Below are 24,517 nucleotides of genomic sequence, written 5' to 3'. Positions count from 1 at the left end.
CCTATGAAAAGGCAGCCTCTCAGCCGGCATTTCGCGCGAGCGACAGGCGCGTATGAGTATCGTTCGCCGTCAGCCAGCGATAAGCGAAGAACAGCGCCGCGCCCGTGTACAGTGTGCCCATCGGCACCCACATCAGGATGCCCGCGAGTTGCTGATCTTCAAGCGGCGACAGGCCGAATTCTCCGGCAAATGCGCCCTGAGCTGGAATCCAGAGCCGCGGCGATACGGTCAGCAGGGCGCCGAGCACGCCCGAATGCAGGATGGTGATGAAGAGACAGCCGATCGCGATGCCGTCGCGGACGCGGCTGCTGCGGTCCTGTCCGCGGCCGTAGAGCAGCACCCACCAGAACAACAGCGCGGTGGCAAAGAAGCTGATGTGCTGGAGACGATGCACCGCAGGATTTTCCAACGCCTGGGCATACAGGGGCGGGACATGCCAGGCCCACAGCGCGGCGCCGTGAAGCGTCGTCGCCGTGACGGGATGGCTGATGAAGCGCCATGGCACGGCCAATATCGGCCGATTGAGAAACCGGCCGGTTGCCCGTCGAAATGACGACGGCACGCACCACAACAGGGGCCCGTTGATCCGCGCATAGGCCATCAGCGGCGCGGCGACGACCATCAGCAATTCGTGCTCGACCATGTGGGCGGTGAAGAGGCGTTCGCCCAGCCAGTGCAGCGGCGACGTCGTGGCAAGCGCCGTGACCAGCCAGCCGGTCCAGAACGCGCCGACCTTGCGGAAGCTGACGCCCCGGCCGCCTCCCGCATGTCGCCACAGCCGCTGCGTTCCCACATAGAAGCCGATGCCGACCGCGTAGAGCGGCGCGAGGAGCCAGGGGTCGTAGCTCCAGAGCGATCCGGAATCGACATCGGAGATGCCGTGGGCAAACGCCGGCTGCCCAAGCAGCGCGATCAACAGTGTCGCAACCCTCAGCGCAGGCATGGGCTGATCATCAGCGAGGCGGCGAGCTGGTTCGCAATCACGACCGCGAACAGCACGCCGCTGCCGACTCCGAGCCAGGCCATGAACGTTCGCGGCCCCCCGCCTTGTGCATCGGCCCATTCAGCCCTGGCTCCTCGCCGAACCGCGCGGGCCGATATGGCCGTGCCCGCGAGGGCGACGATCGCCAGCACGCAGCTCAGCATCGCACCGCTGACTCTGGTGTTCTCGCAGGAGAAGTGCGCCAACGCGTAGACGCCTTGCAAATTGATCCCCCATGCAAGGGGTCCCATTGCAACGCCGGCCCAATAGAGCAGTCGGGAGCGTCCGTCAGCGTCGGTCATAGGCGCGGCACCCAATCGAGCAGGACGTACAGCGGCAGCCAGGCGAGCACGACGAAATTCCAGTAGAACACGTTGTCGGTGACGTCGCTGAACCGCCGGGGCTTTGCGTGTCGCGTGAACATCAGCACCGCAAGAACGACGGTGTCGCCGAGATCGGTCGCCAGATGCGTGGTGTGCAGTCCAAGGATGAGCCAGACGATGGACCCGTAGGCGGAATTGTCCCAGCGGGTGTTGAGATGCGCGAATTCGAAGCCGCGGAGCACCAGCAGCGCAATGCCGATTAGTGACATCACGATCAGGCCGACACGGACCCTGGGGAGGTCATGCCGATGCGCCGCGCGGTTGGCATATTCATTCGGGACGATGCTGAGCAGATAGAGCACGGTCTCGGCCGTGCCTGGCCAGAGATCGGGCGGCGACGCACCGATCGGCCAGCTCGGATTGACGGCATAGAGATAGAGATAGGCCCCGATGGCAATGGCGAAGCCCATGCCTTCCAGCGCCATGAAGCCCATCGCGCCCCACCAGGGGCCGCTCCGCGGTCCGAAGCCGTAGGTCGGCAGGTCCGAGACGTCGCGCACGATGGTCTGTCTCACGCCTCGTCCTCCTTGCTGCCGGTTGGCCAGAACCAGCCGATCAGGGCGATCGCCATCGGCGGCGTGCCCCACAGCACGGCCCAGGGCGTGAAGATAGATCCGATGAAGAAGATCGTGGTCGCGATCGCCGCGAGCAGTGGCCAGATGCTCGGCTCGGGTGAAGCCTCGCGAATTTGTGGCTCGGCTTCCGCAAGTGAGGTCAGCAGCACTTCACGCCGCTCTGCGCTCAGGCCCGCGACCACGGGCAGGCTTTCGCTGTTGGCCCACAGCGGATCACGGTGATTGACGACGGGAATGCGGTCGAAATTCTGCGGCGGCGGCGGCGAGGCGGTCGCCCATTCCAGCGTCGACGCATCCCAGGGATTGTCGCCTGCAAGCTCCCCCTTGCGGAGGCTGTAGATGACATTGACGAGCAGCAGCGCGAAACTGAGCGCGAACAGGAAGGCGCCGCCGCTGGACAACAGGTTCAGATGCGCCAAGTCCATGTCGGCGGTGTAGGTGTAGACCCTACGCGGCATCCCAATCAGCCCGAGGATATGCATCGGAAAGAACGCGACGTTGAAGCCGACGAAGGCGAGCCAGAAATTCCAGCGGCCAAGCCGTTCGCTCAGCATGCGTCCGGTGATCTTGGGAAACCAGTAGTAGACCGCGCCAATCAACGGGAAGACGGCGCCGCCGATCAGCACATAGTGAAAATGAGCGACGACAAAGTAGGTGTCGTGCACCTGGGTGTCGATCGGGACCGAGGCGACCATCACGCCTGACAGGCCTCCGAGCACGAAGATCACGATGAAGCCGATCACGAACAACAGCGGCGTCCGGTAGACCGGCCGCCCGTCCCAGAGCGTCGCCAGCCAGCAGAAGATCTGGAGCCCGCTCGGCACCGCGATCAGCATGCTGGACGCCGTGAACAGGCCGGCGCCAAGCTGGGGCAGGCCCGTTACGAACATGTGGTGGACCCACAGACCGAACGACAGGAAGCCGGTCGCGATCAAGGAGAGAATGACGACGGGATAGCCGATCACCGGCCGGCGCGCGAAGGTCGTGAGGATCGCCGAGACCATGCCGGTACCCGGGATGAAGATGATGTAGACCTCCGGATGGCCGAAGAACCAGAACAGATGCTGCCAGAGCAGGGGGTGCCCGCCGGACGAGGAATCGTAAAAGCGGGTGTTGACCAGGCGATCCAGGATCAGCGAGGTCGACGCGACCATGATCGATGGCATCGCAAACATCACCAGGAAGCTCGTGACCAGCATCGCCCACACGAAGAGCGGAATGCGATCGAGCGTCATGCCGGGCGCGCGGAGCTTGAACACAGTCACCACGATCTCGACGGAAACCGCCAGCGCCGCGACTTCGGTGAAGGTGATCATCTGAGCCCAGACGTCCGGGCGCTTCGTCGGCGTGTATTGCAGCGAGGAGAGCGGGACATAGGCAAACCAGCCGACGTCGGGACCAACGTTGAGTGCAAAGGAGATCCAGAGGAAGCAGCCTCCGAACAGGAACATCCAGTAGCTGAAGGCATTCAGGCGCGGGAAGGCGATGTTGCGCGTGCCGACCATCAGCGGCACGAGGTAGACGGCGAACGCCTCCATCACCGGCACGGCGAACAGGAACATCATCGTGGAGCCGTGCATCGTGAAGATCTGGTTATACTTGTCTGCGGAGAGGAAGGTCTGCTCCGGTCCGGCCAGCTGAATGCGCATCAGGATCGCGAGAACGCCGCCGAGAAGCAGGAACACGAACGCGGTTACGATGTAGCGGCGCCCGATGACCTTGTGGTCGACCGACATGAGCGCGCCGAGCAGCCCGGACGGCGTGCGCCAGATACGCTCCAGCTGGGTGGAGAGCTGGAATCCGTTCAGGACGTCGTCACGCAACTCGTTGGGTTCAGCGGCCATGCTCACCTGAGCTGCTCCAGATAGTGAAGGATCGCGATGAGCTCGTCCGATTGCAGCGGCATCTTCGGCATGAGATTGCCCGGCTTGATGTGCTGGGGATCGGAAATCCAGGCGCCGAGCGTCGCCGGGGTGTTCGGCAGCGTTCCTGCCGCGATGGTCGTGCGGCTGCCGACATGGGTGAGATCCGGGCCGAGCTGCCCGCCGGCTGGCGTGCCGCTGATGTTGTGGCACAGTGCGCAGCCGCGCGCGCGGAACAGCGCCTCGCCCTGCCTGCCGAGCTGATCCGCAGGGCTCTGCGCGCTCTGGTTCTGACGATCCCGCCACCGGCCGAATTCGTCCGGCGGCAAGGCGATGACGGCAAAGGCCATATGGGCGTGCTGGAGCCCGCAGAACTCGGCGCATTGTCCACTATAAACACCTGCATTCTTTGCCGTGAATTGCAGCTCGTTCTTCTGCCCGGTGATGAGGTCCATCTTACCAGTCAGGGCCGGCACCCAGAAGCTGTGGATCACGTCGGCCGATTCCAGCTCGACTTTCACCGGCTTGCCAGTCGGGATCCTGATCTCGTTGGCAGTGACGAAACTCTGATGCGGACTGGCGGACTCATAGCGGACCTCCCACCACCATTGGTGGCCGATGATCTTCAACGTGAGGGCATTCTCGTCCTTGGCGAAAACGGTGCGCTGGCCGGCATAGCTGACAAAGGAGAGGCCGAGCACGATCGCGGTGGTGGCAATGCCGAGCCCCAGGATGAGGCGGCCTGCACGGTCCTCGAAGGCTTGGTGGAGGTCGAGCGGCGCGTCGGACACGCGCTTCCGGCGCACCATTCCCACGCCGAGGACGAGCACGACCGCGATCCAGACGATTGCCGCAACGGCGAGGAAGATGAAAAACGTCGACCGGATCTGCTCGGATTGCAATCCCTGTGGGTCGAGGGCGGACTGCTGGCCCGCGCATGCGGCGAGCGGCCAGGTTGTGCTTAGTGTGAGAATCCTTCGCACCCAGACTGGCATCGACGCTCGCCGTACTCCGCTTCAGGAGGCGGAACCGGCCAATCCTACAAAGGTTCCTAATCGGGGGCCGCTAGAACGGCCAGCCTCGGGCGGCGATAAAAATCGCTGCATCGCCAGCGGCCATCAGTAGCAGGATGGCAACCACGGCGATCATAGCGCCGGGTTGGGCAAGCACGCGCAGCTCTTCCAGCATGTCTTGGCTCCTCGGTCGATCTCCGCTTCTGCAATATTGCGGCGACTGAGAGGTTCCTGTTCTGAGATGACTGGCCGTCAGTGCCGCGCCCGGGCCGGAACGAAGCCGGGAGAGCGGGCGTTCCTGACAGCAAACTCGACGGGTTGAACGTGCCGCGCTATCATTTTAATTTGGTGGATTCCAGGACAGTGACCGACGAGGGGGGCGCTGAGCTGCCGGACGACATTCAGGCGCTGGATGTTGCTGAAGAGATTGCACGGCGTCTGTCGAAGGAGCGTCCCGAGCTTCGAGGGCGCCACTTCGCCATCCTGGTGACGAACCAGGATGGCGAGGCGATCGGCCGGGTGCCCGGGTGCCTCTGGATATCCTGCACTGAGGTTTGATCCGAAAACGCTCTCCGACAAGGTTTGATTCTCGCATGTCGTTGACCATCGGTGTGATCTCCGACACGCATGGACTGCTGAGGCCGGAGGTGGAGCACTGCTTCGCAGGCGTTTCCCATATCATTCATGCCGGCGACATCGGCGCTTCCGAGGTCGTGACGGCGCTTCGCCGAATTGCGCCGGTCACTGCGATCAGGGGAAATGTCGACCGCGCCGGGTGGGCAAAATCCTACCCTGAGACTGAAACCTTGCGCGTCGGCGGCCACTGCTTCTACATTTTGCATGACCTCAACGCTCTGAACGTCGTCCCGGCTGATCTCGGCATCGACATCGTGGTGTCGGGCCATTCCCATCGTGTGCAGATCAGCACACGGGACGGCGTGCTTTACCTCAATCCCGGCAGCGCCGGGCGGCGGCGCTTCAAGTTGCCGATCACATTGGCAACGCTCGAATTGGGCAAGGGCGCGCCCCTTAGTCCCGTCATCCACGACCTTGGCTGACCGCGCGCCAGGTCCTGTCGATGATCAGGCTGGCCGGTTCAAGCGGCAGCGAGCGAGAATGACATCATGCTCCTGTTTTGCCCGACGCGACAAGCAGACTTCGCAAAATCCGCAAGATATCTATCAAGTCATTGATTTTGCCTGTCACGGCTACTGTGCATGGGGTTGTTTCGAATGTTTTTAGAACGTCATCACGTGCGCTTCGCAAGCGTCAGTCGTCCGCGTGCCGTACGGCCCGTCCTGCCCGCGGCGATCGCCGGCGTCAGCACCGGCGCATCTGTCGCAATGCGAAGGGCAAAATAGGCGATCGTCGCCTGTAGGCCGTCCTTCAGCGGCACGCGCGGACGCCATCCCAGCGACCGCTCGGCGATGTCGATGACGGGCTTACGACGCTTGGGGTCGTCCTTGGGCAGCGCCTCGAATCGGAGTGGAGAGGTCGAACGGGTGTACGACAGAACTTCGCGGGCGATCGCTTCGATCGTGACCTCATGCGGGTTTCCCAGGTTGCACGGCCCCGTGACCGCGGCGGGGCTCTCCATCAGAAGCTGCAATCCGCGCACGAGGTCGTCGACGAAACAGAAGCTCCTGGTCTGGGTCCCGCGGCCGTAGATCGTGATCGGTTCGCCCCGCAGGGCCTGTACGATGAAGTTCGAGACGACCCGCCCATCGTTCTCGAGCATGCGTGGTCCATAGGTATTGAAGATGCGCGCGACCTTGATCTCGACTCCGTGCTGCCGGTGGTAGTCGAACATCAGCGTCTCTGCTGCGCGCTTGCCCTCGTCGTAACAGGCGCGTGGACCGATTGGATTGACATTGCCGAGGTAAGATTCCGGCTGAGGGTGGATTTCAGGGTCGCCGTACACTTCGCTGGTGGAGGCCTGAAGCACGCACGACGATTTTCGGCGCGCAAGCTCGAGCATGTTCATGGTGCCGATCACGCAGGTGTTCATCGTGCCGATCGGATCCCTCTGATAATGGCGCGGCGACGCCGGGCAAGCGAGACTGTAGATCCGATCGACGGTCTCGTCGATCTTCAGCGGCTCGCGTACGTCGTGCTCAATGAATCGAAAGTTCGGATGATTGAGCAGTGGCCGGATGTTCGCGATGGTGCCGGTGAACAGATTGTCGAGACAAATGACCCTGTTCCCGCGCTGTAGAAGCGCATCACACAGATGCGAGCCGATAAAGCCGGCGCCGCCTGCGATCAGCGCCGTCGAGGTCGGGCGCGGGGCACGAATGCGAGTCTGGAACGTCATGGTCATCTCCCTTCAGAGCTCGGCGACCTGCACCGGCCGGATTTCAGGCAGCCTCTTTGATTTCAGATGGCGCTGCGCGGAAGCCTCCAAATAATATGTTTCCAGTTGCTGCGCCCGGTGCTCTGAAGTGTGATCGGCAAGAACGCGCTTTCTCGCGTTCTCCGCAATCGCGCGCCGGCGTTCTTCAGGCATGTCCCGCAAGATCTCGACCACCTCGTTTGGCGCCGAGGCGATGAGGATTTCAGACGACGGCTCGAATATCGTATCAATGCCCGGCCATCGGTCCGAGATGATCGGTGTTCCGCAGGCTGCCGCTTCGAACAGACGAACGCTCGGCGAGAAGCCGAGGGCGCGCATATCGCTGCGGGTCGCATTCAGGGTGAAACGCTGTTCGGAATAGAACGTCGGATGGTGCTGAGGCGTGAGATGCTCGATGCGGGTTAAATTGTCGGGCCAGACGATATGCTCCGGGTACTGCGCGCCAGCGACCACGAATTGCTCGGTCGGGAGGGCTTGGGCAGGAGCCAGAAGCAATTCCTCGAGAACAGGCTGCCTGTCGTCGCTGTAGGTTCCGAGGTAACCCAACGACCATTTCCGCTCCGCCTGCCTCGGCGCATAGAGCTTCGTGTCGGCGCTACAGTAGAGAACGCGCGCCAGCGGGCTGCCGTAATTCTCCTCGATCATCTGCGGGACCGGGCCGCCGCTAAAGGAAAGATACAGGTCGAAGCGCGGGATCATTGCCGCAGATAGGTAGTCCAGCCCTTGCTCGAGGCGAGACAGCGTGACCGGCGTATCGATGTCGTAGAAGGCCGTAATTCCCCGAGCTTGGCTCGTCACCCAGTCGGAAATCGCCATGCCATCAGGCACGTACGAGCCGACCATCACCAGATCGGCAGCGCGGATGAGCGATCCGAAGCGGGATGGGATGTCGCTGAGCGATTGGTAGAGGTGGACGTTCCACGCGGACGGACTGACCAGATCGCGATGATCCCGATACCAGGCAACGTCGCGCTCGAGGAAGCTGACGCGGTGGCCTCGCTGTGCCAGGGCTTCGATCAAGGCGCGGTAGGTCGTGGCATGACCGTTGCCCCATGAGGATGTGACCGAAAGACCGATGACGACGATGTTGAGGTTCATTCTGCTGCCTCGATGCGTGAGCTGCTTCCGACAAAGAGTTCGTTGAACTGGCGCGCGCGATGCCGGTAGGTGTGGTGATCGAGGATGCGCGCGCGGGCGCAGCCGGCGATTGCCCGAGCGCGATCGGGCGTCAGAGTGTTGATGTGTTCCGCCACCTCCGCTGCTGTCGCCGCGACCAAGACCTCCCGGCCCGGTTCGAGGAAATGGTCGATGCCGTCCCATTGGTCGGTGATGAGGCAGGCGCCGGCGCCGATGGCCTCGAACACGCGAGTCGGTGGCGAGAAGCCGTAGCGGGCCATGCTGTCGCGATTGACGTTGAGCGTGGCAAGAGCCGAGCCGAAGAAGCCGTTGTGATCGGCGGTGCCGACGTGTCCGACCTTGCGCAGATTGGCGGGCGTGTCCTTGGTCTCCCAGCCGGAGCCGCCGAGCACGAAGGATTTTTCCGGCAGGAGACGCGCGACCTCGATGAAGAAGCGCTCGACGCGCTGCTCGCGGTCGGGGAGCCGGTTGGCAAGCAGGCTGAGATCGCAACTGAACCGTGGAATTCGCGGCGCCGGAAAGTGCGTGGCCGGATCGAGTGCATTGTAGATCGAAACGCAGTCTCGGGCGCCCATGGCGCGATACGCGGACACGACCGGGTCGCCGCCGCCATAAGTCAGCACCATGTCGTAGGACGCAATGGCGCGACGCAGATGATGCTGCGGGTTCGCCTCCATCGCTTCGAGCGTGGCGGGCGCGTCGACATCCCAATAGATGCGCATGGCTCTCGACGGGATCGTCGCGGCCGCGATCTCGAGCCCCTCGTCGAAGACGCCGACCCCGCTGGCCTTGATCAGCATGTCCGCAGATCTGGCGGCCGCATCAAGACTGCGTTGCCAGCCCTCCGCTGTTGCCGGATAGACGACCACCCGTGCCCAGTTGGGGTCGTCGATATCGCGATGCGCCTGGCGTTCAAACGCGTCCGGCTCGAAGAACGTGACGTCGTGGCCGAGCGCCGCGAGTTCCTTCAGCATGCCACGATAATAGGTCGCGGCGCCGTTCCAGTAGGACGACACGAGGCTCGATCCGAAGAAGCATATCTTCATGCAACGGCTCCGATGTCTGGCTTGCGCTGCGGCTGGCCCTGGGCCCGGATGTGCTCGACGATATCAAGCAGCTGTTGCGCCCGATGACGGCAGGTGTGCTTTTCGCTGATCACACGGAGCCCGGTTTGCACCATTGCGGATGACATCTCGCGGTCATCCAGGAGCGTGCGCAATGCCCGTCTCATCTGCCCGCCATCGGCAACGCTGAGATAGGCGCCTGCGGGGAACAGGCCTTCCGTATCGGACCACGGCGCGGAGATCAGGGGGATGCCGCACGCCATCGCTTCGAACACGCGGATGGTAGGTATCCCCGGAAGAGAACGGACATAGGGCGCCCGCGGCACATGCACCGTGGTGCCTGCGCTGGCAAAGGCTGCGGGAGCCCAATGTGCCGGCAGCCAGCCGCCGTACCGGATACCGGCCGCCCGAATAGTATCGAGCGCCGCTTCGGAGTAACGGACACCGTAGATGCTTGCCCGGAGCTTCAAGTCTGCGACCGGTTCAACCAGGAACTCGTTGAGTTCGGCGCCGCGCTCGCCATCGCCCCAATTGCCGATCCAGATCAGATCGTCGGTGCGCGCGATATCCGGCAGCGGATGGTACAGGGCGGTATCCGCCGCCTCGTGCCAGGTGAAGGCGCGATCCGCCCATCCGAGCTTCAGGTAGATCTGCCGAAGCACCTCGCCGAAGGCAAGTACGCCATCGAATTCATCAAGGTTGATCTGCGCGAGTTCGTCCGGGGCACTGACCGCGCGGTGGTGGGTATCGTGAAACAGCAGCGTGCAGGGAGCACCTTGCGCTCGCCTGCGCCCCAGCTGCGCGATAAGGTCGGGCGAATTCCACTCATGGACGATCACAAGATCAGCGCCGTCAGTGGCATTGTCGAGATCGAGGAAGGCATCATAGCGGCGGATATCGATCCCGGGCAGCAGCGACGGGATCTCGTCCAGGGCGTGCGGACCGCCTTCTCGCATGGCATTCAATCGGCTCCAGCCGTCGATCGGCTCGAACACGACGACCTTATGACCCAGCGCGGCCAGTTCGCGGGCGTAGCCACGGAGAAAGTGTGCGTTGCCATTGTTCCAGCACGAGGTGAACGCATGGTAGAACAGGATGCATCTCATGCCAGCACCTTGATTTTGTTCTCTGTGGTGTTGGCACGGTGCGAGGTGAGCAGGCCTTCGTAGAGTGTCAAATAAGCGCTGGTCATTCGTGCCTGCGAATAGGTCAGGGAATGCTCATAGGCGGCGCGCTGCAGCCGCGTGCGCTCGCGCCCGTCGGCGCAGAGACCGGCGAGCGCACGATGCAGCGCGTCGGCGTCGGCCGGGTCGACGAACATGGCGGCACCAGCCCACAATTCTCTAAATGTCGGGATGTCGGACAGGACGAGAGCGCAACCCGCTGTTGCGGCCTCCAGAACAGACAGGCCGAACGGCTCGTAGAGCGCTGGACTGACGAAAATTGCGGTATGCCGCAGGCGGGCGTGCATGGCCTCGTGCGGCAAGTGTCCAAGCCAGCTTACAGAAGCTGGCGGCCGTGCATCGACGGGGCCTGCGACCTCGACAGGCCAGGTCAGTCCATGCGCTGCGGCCGCGATAGTTTCGATGTTCTTGGCGCGGTCCCAAAGCCTTCCGGCCGCGAGGATCAGGTCCTGTTTTCTCCCGACGAAATCGCCTGGCGCGATCCCGTTCCAGATCACCGTGCCTCTGGAGGGAGGATGGTAGAGCTCGCTGATCAGGTCGTGGAAGAATTGACTTGGGCAGACCCAGGCCTGCGCCTCGTCGAGAGCCGCAGCAACGCGCTCGGTATAACGGCGCCATCGCGGCTCCTCGAGCCACGCCGTGTCCCGGCACGCCCGCGCCCAGGAATTGACGCAGGAATGCGCGACGAGCACCGTCGGCGCATCCCAGCCGAAACACGCTTCGCGGAAGCCGTTGAGGTGAACGACGTCCGGCCTGAGCTTGGCCTCTAGGCCGGCCAGCACGCGGCTCGCGTCGGCCACATTCCGGCCTTCCGGATCCTGCCACTCGAGCGCGAGGTCCGTCTCGATCAGGCGCACGCGGGACCGCTGCAGCCGGTCCCGCTCGTCTGTCCGCGCGCGAGGACCCATCGTCACCAGGGTGACCTCGACACCCGCCTTGGCGAGATCGAAGGCGAGACCGCGGGAATAGGTCCACACGCCTCCCACGGTGTCGGTGGTCATCATGAGCCTGATGTTCGAGTTGCGGCTCATGGCGCCACCTGGAGTTCGAGCGCATCGAGCGGGACGGGGCGATCGTTCTGGACGTCGCTGAACCGGTCGAACATCGCAAGATAATGTTGATGCGCGCGCTCCCAGGCGAAGTCGTCGGGCTCACCCCACAATTTGCGATAGTCCGGAGATCCCGGATACGGATAGAGTGGCACGGGGTCGTTGGCCCAGACACCGGCGTCCTGCATCTGGCGGCGCCAGCGCTGCACGACTGGATCGTCGTCCTCGGGCATTTCAATCAGGTTGGCTTGCACGAAGGGAACGTGACGACGCGCTTCGGCCAGACGCTCGGCGAGCTGATCGGTCGTCATCTTGCAATTCTTGGCAAGCGCGGCGCGCCCCTCAACCGTTAGGCTCTCGATCCCGGCTTCGATCGAAACGCAACCGGCGCGGCCGAGCAGGGCCAGCATCTCCGGCTTCCAAAGATCGATCCGCGTCTGCACGCCGAATTTCAGCCCCCGCGTGGTCAGCTCTTGCAGCAGCTCGGCGTTCGGCAGAAAGATCTCGTCGATGAAGTAGACGTATTCGACGCCCTGCCGGCGGAGGCCGTCGATTTCGTCGAGTACGACGGCGGGCGGACGCTTGCGATAGGCGTTGCGGAAATTGTCCTTGGCGCAAAACGTGCAGCTGTAAGGACAGCCGCGTGACGCCTCGATTTCGGCGCCGGGAGCAAGCGGCTCGGCTTCGAAGCGGTGATGGTGGTGATGATGCCGGCGGATCATCTCGTCAGGCCAGCGCAGCGGCGGCTGATCCGTGAAGCGCGCAGCCTGTGGCCCACCATTGATTCGGACGGAAGTTCCGTCTGTAAAGCAAAGGCCGGCAAGGTCGCGTTCGCCGTTGGCCAGGCGAAGCAACGAAATCTCGCACTCGCCCATCAGGACAATGTCGGCACCGAGCTTCTTCAGCGCCGCCCTCGGCGTGGTCGAGCCGTGAGGACCGACCGCAACCAGGACCGGTGCGAGGTCTCGAACCGCACGCGCGAGCTGCTGCGGCACGCGAAGCTCAGGGGGAGCGCAACGCCAGAACAGGTAGGTTGGAGCTGTGGTCATGGCGACCAGATCCGGACCGAACGCGCGGAGCTCTGCCTCAATGTCCGCGAGCGACAGATGGAACATGTGCGCATCGACCAGCAGCGTCTCGTGTCCAGCCGCCTTCAGGTAATGCTCGGAAATGCCAAGCTCGAGCGGCAGGTGAGGCGATCGGCAGCCGAAATAGATGCTGCCGCCGAACTCCCAATTGGGATTGATGAGGGCGACACGGGTCATGCCATGGCCTCGCGGCTGCCGTCTGACGATCCGAAGCGGCTATGCAGCCAAGTGTGGAGCGAGCGGAGGCCTTCCGTAATCTCGACCTTGGACGCCCAACCGAGCGCGTCGGAAAGGGCGCTGGTATCCGTGATGTACCAGGGCTGATCGCCGGGACGCCAGTCAGCGAAGCTGTAGGCAACGCCTCTACCGGTCAGGTTACCGATCTGGTCGATCAACTCCAGTAGGCTGATCGCGTTGCCAGGACCGCCGCCAAGATTGAACACACGCCCCTGTACCAGATCGATGCGGTCGAGCGCCGCGAGCCAGGCGCCGACCGCATCCGAAACATGGAGCGCGTCGCGAACCTGCTTGCCGTCTCCATAGATCGTGAGCGGATTACCTCGAATCGCGCTCAGCAGGAAGTGCGCAATCCAGCCTTGATCTTCGGTGCCGAACTGGCGCGGACCGTAGATGCAGCTCATGCGCATAACAACTGTACGAAGGCCGAATACGCGGGCGTAATCGTGAACGTACTGGTCCGCCGTGCCCTTTGAGCAACCATAGGGACTGTAGAAGTCGAGTGGGGTGCCTTCGGAAACGCCGGCAGCCAAGAGATCACTCTTCGGCGCATAGCGCCGGCCGGCCGGCGTGATCGCGCTGTCCTCGATCAGGCGACCGTACACCTTGTTGGTCGAGGCGAAGATCACCGGCGCCGCCCGATTATGCAGGCGCACGGCCTCGAGTACATTCAACGTACCGCGCGCATTGATCTCAAAATCAGAAGCGGGATCGCTCACGCTGTCAGTGACGGCGACCTGCGCCGCAAGGTGCAGCACTGCGCGGGCGTCGCGTACGGCGTCGATGACGGGAATCGGATCGCGTATATCGGCAATTGTGACCGCCACCCGGTCTCCGTGCCTGGACTTGAGCCATTGCGCATTTTCGCGCACCCCGGCGCGGGCGAGATTGTCCAAAACCAGGACGTTTTGACCTCGTTCGGCGAGTCGATCGGCTAGGTTGCAGCCGATGAAACCGCAGCCGCCAGTGATCAGGACGGGTCTGTTGTCAGTCATCACGCAACCAATCCTCGTTGCAACAGCTCGCTGGTTGCCCGCTCGGCCTGATCGTCTGCGATCTGGTCGGCGAGGTATTCTGCAAGTTCGTCGAGCCCGTCCCTGAATTCGACCTGCGGCACGAACCCGAGCACATCGCGAGATTTTCCGATGTCGGCGAAGCAGTGCCGGATGTCGCCTGCGCGATATTTCCGGGTGATCTCGGGTTCGATGTCAGGCCGTCCCATCACGTCAGCGAGATCCTGCGCGACCGATAGGATATTGCGGCTCTGGCCCGATCCGATGTTAAAGACGTCCTGGGCGTGATTAACCTCTAGCGCCATGCGGCACGCACGAGCGACGTCATGCACATGAACGAAATCGCGGCGCTGAAGGCCGTCCTCGAAGACGAGCGGCTGTCGTCCATTGAGCAGCCGGGCGGCAAAGATCGCGAGCACTCCGGTATAGGGATTGGACAGGGCCTGGCGAGGACCGAACACGTTGAAGAAGCGCAGCGCCAAGGTCGGAATGCCGTAGGCTTTGCCCGTGATCAGGCACATCCGCTCCTGCGCATATTTGTTCAGCGCATAGATCGAACTCAGCGAAGGCTGCTTGGTCTCGGGAGTGGGAACGGGTTCGAGGGCATCGCCTGCCGTGTCATGCAACTCCCAATCGCCGCGGCGAAGCTGTTCGATCGGCCGTTCATCACAGGCGATCACGCTATTATCGGCGCTGCGATAAAGGCCTTCGCCATAGATGCTCATCGAGGAGGCTACAACCAGCCGTTCGACTGGACGCTTTGACAACGCCTGCACCAGTACGGCAGTGCCGACCTCGTTGGTCCTGACGTAGGGCTCGATGTCGTACATGCTCTGGCCGACGCCCACTGCTGAGGCGAGATGCAGGACCATGTCGGCCCCTCGCAGAGCCTGTTCGACGGCGTTGGCGTCAGTCACGTCTCCAACGACGAGCTCCGCATCGGCGGCGAGATAAGAGGGCCGCTGACGGTTGCCGCCGTGAACCTGTGGCGAGAGATTGTCGAGCAGTCTGACCTCATAGCCGGCCGCCAACAGACCATCGGCCGCATGCGATCCGATGAAGCCCGCACCGCCCGTGATCAATACTCGGGTCATTCACCGCTCCGTGCGCATGAGACCGATCCCGCGGGATCGGTCTGTATGAGTGTGGAAGCGCGCTCTGCTATCGGTCGGACGACCTGCGCGCCGGTCGCGTTCGAAGGTAGAAGCGGAGCAAGGAATGTTGGTTCCTGCAAAATGTACAAACAAACATTTCTCTAACCTGGATCAATAATCTGGGTGAATCGCCGAGCGCAGATTCTAAAAACTCGTGCCGTGGAGCAGCACTGGCAACGCGAGAGGTCTTGCGACAGTTGCGCCAACATCTGCAAAGCTGGTGTGCCGACCGAGGCGATGAGAGCGTCTGGCATTCGCCACGAGAACAGGGACCTGTTCGCGCGTGTGATCAGTGCCGGCTCAGGTGGGATCGCAGCCGTGATCCGCGGTCATGAGCAATAGATCATCGCTTCGCAACTGATCGGGCAGTTGCGGCAGTCCTGCATCGAATCCTTCGAAGGCCGCGGCATATCCGGCCACGTCCCTACGATGACCATAGGTCGTATCGAAGTCGACGAAGCTGGCAAACAACAGTCCACCCTCCGCCAGGCCATCCAGTCCATCAAGGATAGCATCAAAAGAGGGCGTCGTTGCCATGGCCTCGCATATTCCGTCCGGTCCCGCGGTAGGGGTGTCCTTGCCTTTCGATATCTCGCTCGCACATCCAGATTGCGAGATCCCGGCCTGGACCGCGAGGCCCGGCGGTGTGCGCCAGGTGGCGAGTTGGCAGGCTTGGCCGAGACCGAGCGCGACCCGGTTAGGAACGCGGAGCGGCCTCCCGACTTGCGTTGTCTGCTGTGCCGCCATAGCGCGCAGCGTCAGGCACAGCGCCGACGCCGACGGAATCCATCACCAGGATTAGAGCACGCATGTCGGCTCCGTCCTGGGCGGTTGCGGTGAAGCAGAGGGTGCCAGCCCGGTCCTGGTGCAATAGCGTTCGACCATCTGGGCGCAAAAATCGGCGAACTCGTTCACATCCTTTGGCGGGCTGGTGTGATGAGGCGCGACCCCGCGATGTTCCGGCGTGAAGCAGAATGTCACGGTGACCTGGAATTCGGCCAGAGCGTCCATCTGGCGATCGAACCAATCAAGGGCGTTGGGACGGAAGCTGTCGGCCCAGGACAATCCCGTACGGAGATGTGTCACGCCAAGGCGGCGCATCCAAACCGCGGCCTCGTGCAGACGATGATCTTTGTAATGAAACCACTGGCAGAGTCCGAGGTCACGCGCGTATTGCCCGAACTTGTCCAGTGCGGCCTTTGGCGCGCCATCTTCCCGCAGCAGCCCCATGTGGAAATGCCGGTAGTAGGAGGAGCCTTCGGCTTCCTTGTGCCGGGTCGTCGCCTCCCAGGCGGTGGGCAGGTCGTAGAGGCTGTACCAGTGGATCCGCGGCGCGCGGCCAATCAGGAGCTCGGCGGCGCGCGACAGGCCCCAAGCCTGGACCTCTTCAGCACCGAACGATGAAACGCCGACTTCTGTAACCCAGACTGGGAGCGAGGTCACTGCCTTGATCTCGTCGAGCTTGTTCGGCCATTCGCCGATCTGCCAGAGATTCCAGTCGAGCGGAAAGCCGTGCACCGCCACTGCATCGACATGATCGAGAACGCCGCGGACCTGCATGTTCCGGATGAAAGATGGATCGATCGGCGATATGCCACCCAGCACGCGCGGCAGGGTCGGATGTGCCGTGCGAATGGCCTTGCCCGCGGCAATCGCGGTGTCGGCGAACATCGCCCAGTCCGGATCGATCAGGAGGTCCCAATGTGATTTGTTGTTCGGCTCGTTCCAGATCTTGGCAGCTTCGATCATCAGCAAACCTTCCTCGATGGGTAGACGGGGCCATCGGCCTGCGGCCGCTCCGTTCGCTTGCAGAGATAAACCTCGTCTTCGGGATGCGCCGTGATGGCAAAGCCGGAGCTGCGAAGCATGGCTTCCACGCACGCACGATTTGGGACCCACCAGTTCGTGGGATCGTCGGCATATTTGTGCTCGACGAAGTGAAGCTTGGGATAACCTGGAGCGTCGAATTGATCCTTGGTCCAGAAGTCGTAATTCTTCTCGATCGGCTCGATGTGGCTGTCGCCGCGCTGCATCGACTGAAACAGCAGGAGATCACCGGCGACATGTTCGTGGATCAGGTCGAGGGCGAGCAGGGGATGGCGCAGGTGATAGAGCACGCCCATGAAGATCACCAGATCGAACTTTTCGCGGAGCTGCCCCACGTCGTACGCGGACATCTCGCGGAATTCGATGCGGAGTCCGTTGACTTCGGCGGCGAAACGAGCCTGCGCCAAATATTCTTCGTCGATGTCCAGGCCAAGCACGCGCTCGGCGCCACGCCGCTTCAATTCCATCGCGTAGAAGCCGGCGTTGCAGCCGATATCCAGCACGGTCTTGCCTTCGAGCCGGTCCGGGATAGTTTCCGAGAAACGCCGCCATTTGACGTTCGGATAGTCGCCGAGAAAATGCGCCGGCGCGGTCGGGACGCCGTCGAGATCGAGATTGTGAAACCACGGGCCGAGCGCATCGACGCGCCGGCGAATTTCGTCACGGGAAAGGGCCGGTCGGTTCATGCGATCACTCCGTCGTTCGTCATGGACGCAGCCGGAATAGCCTCAGCCGATGCACCGGCGCAAAGGCGCGAACGCGCATCCTCGGCACCGGTGTCGGCAAGCAGCGCCATCGCCGTGCGATAGCCATCGATCGTGCCGACATCGACATAGGACTCGCCGGCCTTCAAGCCGGTGCCGCGGCCGCCGGCAGCGAGGTAGGCATTGACCAACGTTCCAAAATACTCGTCGCAGCGGTCACGCTTGGTCCAAAACGCCTGCAGCTCACGAAAGCCCCGTGCGGACATCCGGAACGCTCCCCATATCCATGTCGAGGTTGCGTTGGGTTTTTTGACCTGGATTTCGGTCACACGATCGCCATCAAGCACCACGGCATCGAAGAATTCGGGATGCCCTACGGGAAACAGCAGGAACGACAGATCGGCGCCCGGCAGCGCGCGCAGGGCAGCGGCGGCAAGCCACACCGTGTCGGGCAGCCCAACAATCACGTCATCGTCTCTGCCGACGACCGTACTCGCCCTGAACAGGGCATCGCACAGGCCGAGGGGCTCCGGCTGCACCACGTAGGCGAGCTGGGCGCTGTCGTAATGGTCGCCGAAATATTTGAGAAAGTCGGATTTGCCGGGCAAGATGACGAAGCAGATCTTGTCGGGCCCGCCCAGGATCAAGCGCTCCACGAGATACTCGGAGATCGCGTAAGGACGCGCGTTGCCGTCATCGCCGCGGCTGCCGACGGGGGGCGGCTCTTTAGAAAAGGCGAGCGGCTGGATGCGGCCGCCGCGGGGGCAGCTGGGACAAGTCCCCACATGATCTAAGCCTCCTTAGATTGCTGCTGGCCCGTGCGATCGGAGACTGTGCGTTCGAGCAGCGCAACAAGTTCATTGGCCCGCTTGTCCGATGTGTGCTGGTCCATGGCCCGCTCGCGTCCCCGTCGCGCGATGCGTCGCAGTTCGGCATCGGACATCGCCAAGGCAGCGAGCGTGTCGCCGCCGTCTTTCGCAAGGAGGATTTCCTCGCGAGGGGCAAAGAACATATCAATTCCCTCCCAACTGTCGCTGACAAGGGGAACTCCGCAGGCTGCCGCTTCGAACAGCCGGCCAGAGGGGCACCACCCCATCTCCGCCATCGCCCGACGAGTGACATTGAGGGTCAGGCGAGACGAAGCGAAGAAAGCGGCATGTTCGGACGGCGGTAGATGCTGGACGAAATAGACGTTTGGGGACCACGGAAAATCGTCGGGATACTGGGCGCCGCCGATCAGAAACCGTAGGTCGTGCCGTGCTCGCGCGGGTGCCATGAATAACGCCTCGAGCGTCGACTGACGATCGTCGGAGTAGGTCCCAAGATAAGACAGATCGGCGCGGTAATGCGGTTGCGGTTCGACCGGCCGATGAACGTCTGTATCGACATGATTATAGAGGGGCTCGACGTGACGTGCGCCGAGCCTGGAGCGGAATTCGTGCGAGATCCGTGGACCTCCCGTAAAGCTCAGGACCAGATCGAAGTCCTCCAGGCGGCGTGGACCGATATACGGCACTGCTTTTCCGGCCACGATCCTCGACAGCGTCACCGGGGTGTCTAGGTCGTAGAACACCGGAAGAGGGCGTCCCTCGGCGAGGATCAAGTCGGTCGCCGCGATTGCGTCCGGACAATACGACGTGACGATAGCAACATCGGCGTCGCGGAGATCCTGCTTCGCAATCGGGCGGACAGTCTCCCAATCCGGAAACAAGTTCAGCTGGCCGCCCGGCAATTCATGGAGATCCCGAGCGTTGGCATAATAAGGCATGTCGCGCTCGAAAAACACGATGGTGTGCCCCAGTCGCACCAGGTGCTTGCAGAGGCCCCGCCACAGGGTGGCGTGACCGTTGCCCCAGGAGGAGGAGATAGTCAGGCCGAATATGACGATCTTCACGCTCTTGCCCGCTGATTCATTCCGGTAATCTTGAATTTGTTCTGATCGACGATCAGCGTGCTGACACTGCCCGGTTCGATTTCGACGGAGAGAAAGTCGTCGAGCTCAAGTCCCTGATAATGCAATAGCGCTGTACGGATAGGCTCTGCATGACTGACGACGACTACGGTGTCGCAACTAGAGTCGCTCCGCAGCTGCTCGAGATGGCCGATGACGCGTTGCTGGAGGGTTCGCATGCTCTCGCCGCCGGGCGGCCGGCTCGTGCCGCGTTGCGTGTTCCAGGCCGACCATCGCGGATCTCGGTCGAGATCGTCAAACCTTTGTCCCGTCCAGTCGCCGTAGTCCAGTTCATCGACAGCAGGAACGATCTCGACCGCGAGACTGTAGTGCGTGGCCAAGATGCAGGCGGATTGCAGGCAGCGGCGCTGCGGGCTCGATTGAACCAGATTCGGGCGGGGATCTATCGCATCGGCGCAGTGCGCGATCTCCTCGCAACCCAGCTCGTCGAGCGCGACGCCTTTCATCCGGCCGCACAGGGTGCGGCCAAGCAGGGCGTGACGACCGTGACGCACGAGATGTATGGTTCTCGCCATCACGCGTAGGCCTTGTTGCCGATGAAGGCCCGGGTTCGACGCCTGGCTTTCTCGTCGGTGAACTGTTGCGGCGGCGACTTCATGAAGTAGCTCGAAGGGCCGGTCAGCGCGCCCGCCATGCCGCGGTCCATGGCGAGCTTGGCGCAACGCACGGCGTCGATGACGACTCCCGCCGAGTTCGGAGAATCCCAGACCTCGAGCTTCACCTCGGCGCTGAGGGGAACGCCGCCGAAGGTGGTGCCCTCCAGCCGGATGTAAGCGAGCTTCCGGTCGGTGAGCCAGGGGACGTGATCGCTCGGCCCGACATGGATGTTATCGGCATCCATGGGAACGTCGAACTGACTGGTGACGGCCTGGGTCTTCGATATCTTCTTGGATGTCAGCCGTTCCCGCTCCAGCATGTTCTTGAAATCGGTATTGCCGCCGACGTTGAGTTGATAGGTGCGGTCGAGGCGGACGCCGCGGTCGCGGAAAAGATTGGCGAGCACGCGGTGAAGGATGGTGGCGCCGACCTGGCTTTTGATGTCGTCGCCGATGATGGGTAGACCGGCTTGCTCAAATCTGGCTCGCCAATCCGGATTGGAGGCGATGAAAACCGGGATGCAGTTGACATAGCCGCAACCGGCCTCGATCGCGCGGGCGGCGTACCATTCGCTTGCACGTTGCGAGCCGACCGGAAGATAGGACACCAGAACGTCTGTGCGCGACATCGCCAGCACCTCCGCAACGTCCGCTTCGGGCGCATCTGAAACTGGAATGTCGTCCTGAAGATAGCGGCCGACGCCGTCCATGACCGGTCCGCGCTGCACGATCACGCCGCTCTCGGCGACGTCGGAAAAGCGGTGCGTGTTGTTCGGCTTGGCCCAGATCGCCTCGGCAACGTCGCGGCCGACCTTATGAGCGTTGACGTCGAATGCCGAAGCGATCTGAATGTCGCTGATGTGGTAGCCGCCGACATCCACATTCATCAATCCGGGTACCGGCTCGTTCGACGTTGCATTCCGGTAGTAGGTAAGCCCCTGGATCAGCGAGCTCGCGCAGTTGCCTACGCCGACAATGCCGACGCGTACGCGTTGCCTGTCTTGAAGACGTGAATGCATGAATCGATGCCCTCCGGAAAAGCAACACGGTCAAACGTAAGTAGATCGGCGAACGTGCGGAAGGTATGTTCGTTCCTGTGTCGACCATGGTGTGCGGCAGGATGATCGCTTCAAACCCCCAGAAAAAGAAACAAGCTTAACCTGGATTAGAATCTGCGGGCGCCTGCAAGGAACGATCTTCTTCCTGGTTGAAGAACAAGAAGAAGATGGTGGATGTGGCAATGCCCATTCGACCCGGAGCGGTGGTCGACAAGAACAAATTCTGCCGGCCGACGTTCAGCGAAAGCGGACGAACTCGTCGTCACGTCGAGTTCCAGCGCCAACCAGGAAGGTATCCACATGAACTCGAGCCACTCAAAGACGCACAGCAGCGAAGCGCAGCACACCACCAACCACGACGTCATTCGAAAATGGGCGGAAGAACGCGGTGGCAAGCCGGCAACCGTGAAGGCGACCGAAGGGAAGGGGCATGCCGGCATCCTGCGGATCGACTTCGATCCCCCGGATGAAGGTCTCGACCGGATCGGCTGGGACGTGTTCTTCGAGAAGTTCGACGATGCCGGCATCGCGTTCCTTCATCAGGACAGGACCAAGGATGGCGAGTTCAGTCGCTTTCATAAATTCGTGAGAGCCTAGGAGGGGTGCCCCGACGTGGGCAGCATGAACAGCTGGACGGAGGCGATGCGTGCGGGGGATTTCGCTCGCGCCTGGGCCATTGCCGATCGCGATCTGGCAGCGCTTGCGGCTGCCCCCAAGCACACTGGTCCGCGCCATCTGCAACGGATATGGCGCGGCGAGGAACTGGCGAACAAGCGCGTGCTGGTCCGCTGCTATCACGGCCTCGGCGACACCATCCAGTTCCTGCGCTTCATGCCTGCGCTCAGGATGATAGCGCGCAGCGTGACGGTCTGGTGCCAGGCTGAGCTATTGCCGCTGGTCGAACGGATCGAGGGCGTCAGTCTTGCAATTCCGCTTCATGATGGTGCGCCTTGCACCGAGTTTGATGTCGATATCGAGATCATGGAGGTTCCGCACGCGATCAGGGCAGGGCCGGCAACGGTCGAGATCCGCGCTCCCTATTTGACGCTGCCGGCAAGCAGCTTATCGTCGCAGCTGCTCGAGCAACGCGGCGGCCTGTCTGTCGGTCTGGTCTGGGAGGTTGGTGCCTGGGACAAGCGGCGTTCCGTTCCGCCGGCGCTGTTGAGGCGCCTTGGCGGCGACGGCAGAACTTTGTATTCGCTTCAGCGAGGAGGAGGGGCTGAGCGGCTCCCGGAGACGGTCGCGCGGGATATCAGCACGCCCGACATCGTGGCCCTCGGTCATCTGATCCGGCAGCTCGACCTCGTGATTTGCGTTGACACCATGGTTGCGTTTCTGACCGAAGCCTCCCAGGAGCACAGCATGGGCGCGCTGGCCGCCACGTGTCGAAATTTGCCGAAGTACCCTCCCGTCCCAGCCAACTCGCCCGCCCAGCCTGAAATCACTCACGAAACCGGCCTGGCGCGGGAGCTGCTGCACAGCCGTCTACTATTGGCGGCGCCGTACCCCCTCGCGCGCTTGCCAGCGTGCTCGGCCGCCAGCATCTTTCCATGAGCCGGCAAACGACGAACCGCGCGGCGGCTCTCCGTCTGGCTACGCAGGTCAACCTGTCCTTGGATGATGTTGCTATGCTTGCCGATGGCACCGATCCGCATCTCGCCCACACGGCGGCCGCCTCTCTCAGAGAGCGTCGCACGTACAAGATATCGAGACGTCGCGGTGTAAGGCCTTGTGCAGTCGCCTATGGCGACGAGCCAATCTGCTATAGTTCGGCACCGACATGGTCGAAATAGTCAAGGCATTCCTCGAGCGGGTCCATCGAGCGCGACAGCAGAGCGTCGCTTGAGAAGTTCGCATAACCCAGAAGCAGGCCCTGTTTAGGTTCGGCCTTGATGTATCTCGAAGAGAGGTTCGAGAGGCCAAGTCCCTTCTGGTTAGCAAGCTTGCAAATTGCGACGTCGTTCGCAGATCCACTTGTGGTCGCGAAGAGATGAAGGCCGCAGCTCTTTTGGCAGATGGATAACCGTGGGCCAAACCGAGCAGCCAGAGCGTCAATCACCACTTTTCGCCTTGCGGCACAGATGCCGCGCGATTTCTTCAAGTGAAGCGCGAAATGACCTTCGGCGATGAAGGCAGCCAGCACTTTTTGTTGCAATATTGAAATTCCGTCCAGCATATTGTTAGCGGCTATTCGGAGGGGAGCGACGATAGAATCGGGGGACACGACGTAGGCGATACGCAGATTGGGGTGGAGGTTCTTGCTGAACGTGCCAAAATATAACGTGCGGCCGTAAGTATCCAGATTGTGCAATGTCGGTAGGTGCTTTCCTTCGAAGCAAAACTCGTTGTCGTAGTCGTCTTCCACGATCCAAGCGCCGGTCTCGGCAGCCCAATCCGTGAGGTCGCTTCTGCGCCGCAGCGACATGCTCACGCCAAGAGGACTTTGTTTGGTTGGTGTCGTGATTGCCATGCGGGCACGAGCGGCGCGTTGGCGGCCTTCGTTGACGTCAAGTCCCTCAGAATCTACCGGAATGGGTATGGGACGCATCCCGAGCCGTTCGAGCACCACAGATGTCGGCGGATACCCGGGATCTTCGATCCAGATCGCGCTCTCGGAAGCAACGAGTGCGCCGGCCACCAAGCTCAATGATTGGCGGTACCCACCCGTAATGAAGATCTGATGTGGCCCGCACCGAATGCCCCGCGCCACGTTCAGATACCCGCAGATGGCCGTTCGTAGGGCATGATAGCCTTGGACGTCGTCAACGAGTTGGCTTATCTCCGCGCGATCTCTCAAGATGCGCTGGCTGATCTTGAGCCAGGCTGCCCGCGGAAAAACGTCGATTGCGGGCACGGAAATCTGGAAGGGGCTGACACCCGTACTGCCGGCTAGTGTTCCAGAGCGCTCGTTCTCGCTTACATCCGTTGAATCATCTCCAGTTGGCTTGGAATCCGGGATCGATTGATCCGGCGCGTATGGAATCCGTGCGACCAGCATGCGAGGCCGAACATAAGAAACTCTTGTTCCGGATTGCCCGTGACTGACGAGAAGTCCTTCTCCAATGAGCAGGTCGTAGGCCTTCTCGATAGTGGCGCGTGAAAGACCGAGCTCGGAAGCGAGCGTTCGGATTGAGGGAACCCGGGCGCCATGAGGATACGCTCCTTGCAGGATTGACTCTCTCAGGCGTTGATACACTTCACGATAGCGCAGCTGATAGCCCGTAAACTGGAGCCGAGAGGAATGTTGCACAGAAACTCCTTTTCGA

General features: G+C 62.2%; 24 protein-coding genes and 2 pseudogenes. 4 read left to right on the top strand and 22 right to left on the bottom strand.

Annotation, left to right across the window (positions count from 1 at the left end; translation table 11 throughout):
* Nucleotides 1-19: 19 nt before the first annotated feature.
* From IVB46_RS05925 to IVB46_RS44835, 6 genes are all read right to left on the bottom strand, one after another.
* Nucleotides 20-943 (bottom strand): cytochrome c oxidase assembly protein, encoded by a 924-nt coding sequence (locus tag IVB46_RS05925; protein ID WP_247303072.1) that lies wholly within the window; start codon nt 941-943, stop codon nt 20-22.
* Nucleotides 931-1,284 carry a hypothetical protein gene (locus IVB46_RS05920; RefSeq protein ID WP_247303070.1) on the bottom strand — a complete coding sequence of 118 codons (354 nt, stop codon included), beginning with the start codon at nt 1,282-1,284 and terminating at the stop codon, nt 931-933. The genes IVB46_RS05925 and IVB46_RS05920 overlap by 13 nt, the downstream gene beginning before the upstream one ends.
* On the bottom strand, nt 1,281-1,880 hold the full coding sequence (locus IVB46_RS05915) for a cytochrome c oxidase subunit 3 (RefSeq protein WP_247303068.1): 600 nt from the start codon (nt 1,878-1,880) through the stop codon (nt 1,281-1,283). Before IVB46_RS05915 ends, IVB46_RS05920 begins: the two co-directional genes overlap by 4 nt.
* Complete coding sequence (ctaD, locus tag IVB46_RS05910; protein WP_247303106.1) at nt 1,877-3,784, bottom strand: cytochrome c oxidase subunit I; 1,908 nt, start codon at nt 3,782-3,784, stop codon at nt 1,877-1,879. The genes IVB46_RS05915 and ctaD overlap by 4 nt, the downstream gene beginning before the upstream one ends.
* Nucleotides 3,785-3,786: 2 nt before the next feature.
* On the bottom strand, nt 3,787-4,704 hold the full coding sequence (gene coxB / locus IVB46_RS05905; RefSeq protein WP_247303066.1) for a cytochrome c oxidase subunit II: 918 nt from the start codon (nt 4,702-4,704) through the stop codon (nt 3,787-3,789).
* A 163-nt stretch (nt 4,705-4,867) separates the two neighbouring features.
* Complete coding sequence (locus tag IVB46_RS44835) at nt 4,868-4,990, bottom strand: hypothetical protein (RefSeq protein ID WP_256468544.1); 123 nt, start codon at nt 4,988-4,990, stop codon at nt 4,868-4,870.
* A 188-nt stretch (nt 4,991-5,178) separates the two neighbouring features.
* Here IVB46_RS44835 and IVB46_RS05900 point away from each other — a divergent pair, with 188 nt between their 5' ends.
* Both IVB46_RS05900 and IVB46_RS05895 read left to right on the top strand, forming a co-directional pair.
* The gene (locus IVB46_RS05900) at nt 5,179-5,373 is read left to right on the top strand and encodes a hypothetical protein (protein WP_247303065.1); all 195 of its coding nucleotides are present in this window, start codon (nt 5,179-5,181) and stop codon (nt 5,371-5,373) included.
* Nucleotides 5,374-5,408: 35 nt separating this feature from the next.
* Complete coding sequence (locus tag IVB46_RS05895; RefSeq protein ID WP_247303063.1) at nt 5,409-5,873, top strand: metallophosphoesterase family protein; 465 nt, start codon at nt 5,409-5,411, stop codon at nt 5,871-5,873.
* A 191-nt stretch (nt 5,874-6,064) separates the two neighbouring features.
* Here the strand turns inward: IVB46_RS05895 and IVB46_RS05890 are convergent, their stop codons facing one another.
* The 15 genes and pseudogenes from IVB46_RS05890 to IVB46_RS05820 form a co-directional block, all read right to left on the bottom strand.
* Entirely contained in the window at nt 6,065-7,129 is a 1,065-nt protein-coding gene (locus tag IVB46_RS05890; protein ID WP_247303061.1) for a UDP-glucuronic acid decarboxylase family protein, read from the bottom strand.
* Between the two features lie 12 nt (nt 7,130-7,141).
* Nucleotides 7,142-8,266: a glycosyltransferase gene (locus IVB46_RS05885; RefSeq protein ID WP_247303060.1), complete on the bottom strand. Its 1,125-nt coding sequence runs from the start codon at nt 8,264-8,266 to the stop codon at nt 7,142-7,144.
* Nucleotides 8,263-9,351 (bottom strand): glycosyltransferase, encoded by a 1,089-nt coding sequence (locus tag IVB46_RS05880; RefSeq protein WP_247303058.1) that lies wholly within the window; start codon nt 9,349-9,351, stop codon nt 8,263-8,265. The genes IVB46_RS05885 and IVB46_RS05880 overlap by 4 nt, the downstream gene beginning before the upstream one ends.
* Nucleotides 9,348-10,475 carry a glycosyltransferase gene (locus IVB46_RS05875; RefSeq protein ID WP_247303055.1) on the bottom strand — a complete coding sequence of 376 codons (1,128 nt, stop codon included), beginning with the start codon at nt 10,473-10,475 and terminating at the stop codon, nt 9,348-9,350. The genes IVB46_RS05880 and IVB46_RS05875 overlap by 4 nt, the downstream gene beginning before the upstream one ends.
* Nucleotides 10,472-11,584 carry a glycosyltransferase family 4 protein gene (locus IVB46_RS05870; protein WP_247303053.1) on the bottom strand — a complete coding sequence of 371 codons (1,113 nt, stop codon included), beginning with the start codon at nt 11,582-11,584 and terminating at the stop codon, nt 10,472-10,474. Before IVB46_RS05870 ends, IVB46_RS05875 begins: the two co-directional genes overlap by 4 nt.
* A complete protein-coding gene (locus IVB46_RS05865; RefSeq protein ID WP_247342272.1) occupies nt 11,581-12,867 on the bottom strand; it encodes a TIGR04295 family B12-binding domain-containing radical SAM protein in 1,287 nt (428 codons plus the stop codon). The genes IVB46_RS05870 and IVB46_RS05865 overlap by 4 nt, the downstream gene beginning before the upstream one ends.
* A complete protein-coding gene (locus IVB46_RS05860; protein WP_247303049.1) occupies nt 12,864-13,922 on the bottom strand; it encodes an NAD-dependent epimerase/dehydratase family protein in 1,059 nt (352 codons plus the stop codon). Before IVB46_RS05860 ends, IVB46_RS05865 begins: the two co-directional genes overlap by 4 nt.
* Nucleotides 13,922-15,034, bottom strand: coding sequence for an NAD-dependent epimerase/dehydratase family protein (locus tag IVB46_RS05855; RefSeq protein ID WP_247303048.1), 1,113 nt, complete (start codon nt 15,032-15,034; stop codon nt 13,922-13,924). Before IVB46_RS05855 ends, IVB46_RS05860 begins: the two co-directional genes overlap by 1 nt.
* A 204-nt stretch (nt 15,035-15,238) precedes the next feature.
* Nucleotides 15,239-15,631: pseudogene (locus tag IVB46_RS45065) on the bottom strand (hypothetical protein).
* A gap of 261 nt (nt 15,632-15,892) precedes the next feature.
* Nucleotides 15,893-16,843, bottom strand: a complete 951-nt coding sequence (locus IVB46_RS05845; protein ID WP_247303044.1) for a beta-xylosidase — start codon at nt 16,841-16,843, stop codon at nt 15,893-15,895.
* Entirely contained in the window at nt 16,843-17,607 is a 765-nt protein-coding gene (locus IVB46_RS05840) for a TIGR04290 family methyltransferase (RefSeq protein ID WP_247303042.1), read from the bottom strand. The genes IVB46_RS05845 and IVB46_RS05840 overlap by 1 nt, the downstream gene beginning before the upstream one ends.
* Nucleotides 17,604-18,412: pseudogene (locus tag IVB46_RS05835) on the bottom strand (sugar phosphate nucleotidyltransferase). Before IVB46_RS05835 ends, IVB46_RS05840 begins: the two are co-directional and overlap by 4 nt.
* A gap of 3 nt (nt 18,413-18,415) precedes the next feature.
* Nucleotides 18,416-19,519 (bottom strand): glycosyltransferase, encoded by a 1,104-nt coding sequence (locus IVB46_RS05830; RefSeq protein WP_247303041.1) that lies wholly within the window; start codon nt 19,517-19,519, stop codon nt 18,416-18,418.
* Nucleotides 19,516-20,112 carry a histidine phosphatase family protein gene (locus IVB46_RS05825; protein WP_247303039.1) on the bottom strand — a complete coding sequence of 199 codons (597 nt, stop codon included), beginning with the start codon at nt 20,110-20,112 and terminating at the stop codon, nt 19,516-19,518. Before IVB46_RS05825 ends, IVB46_RS05830 begins: the two co-directional genes overlap by 4 nt.
* Complete coding sequence (locus tag IVB46_RS05820) at nt 20,112-21,212, bottom strand: inositol-3-phosphate synthase (RefSeq protein WP_247342269.1); 1,101 nt, start codon at nt 21,210-21,212, stop codon at nt 20,112-20,114. The genes IVB46_RS05825 and IVB46_RS05820 overlap by 1 nt, the downstream gene beginning before the upstream one ends.
* A 339-nt stretch (nt 21,213-21,551) precedes the next feature.
* On the opposite strand from IVB46_RS05820, the gene IVB46_RS05815 reads away from it, so the two are divergent.
* Entirely contained in the window at nt 21,552-21,848 is a 297-nt protein-coding gene (locus IVB46_RS05815) for a hypothetical protein (RefSeq protein ID WP_247303034.1), read from the top strand.
* A 24-nt stretch (nt 21,849-21,872) separates the two neighbouring features.
* Nucleotides 21,873-22,805, top strand: a complete 933-nt coding sequence (locus tag IVB46_RS05810; protein WP_247303104.1) for a hypothetical protein — start codon at nt 21,873-21,875, stop codon at nt 22,803-22,805.
* A 208-nt stretch (nt 22,806-23,013) separates the two neighbouring features.
* Here the strand turns inward: IVB46_RS05810 and IVB46_RS05805 are convergent, their stop codons facing one another.
* Nucleotides 23,014-24,501, bottom strand: coding sequence for a PLP-dependent aminotransferase family protein (locus tag IVB46_RS05805; protein ID WP_247303031.1), 1,488 nt, complete (start codon nt 24,499-24,501; stop codon nt 23,014-23,016).
* Nucleotides 24,502-24,517 lie beyond the last annotated feature (16 nt).

Source organism: Bradyrhizobium sp. 61 (genome assembly GCF_023073075.1).
GTDB classification, from domain to species: domain Bacteria; phylum Pseudomonadota; class Alphaproteobacteria; order Rhizobiales; family Xanthobacteraceae; genus Bradyrhizobium; species Bradyrhizobium barranii.
Note: the sequence above shows the minus strand (reverse complement) of the source record. Positions and strands in the feature narration are given on the sequence as shown.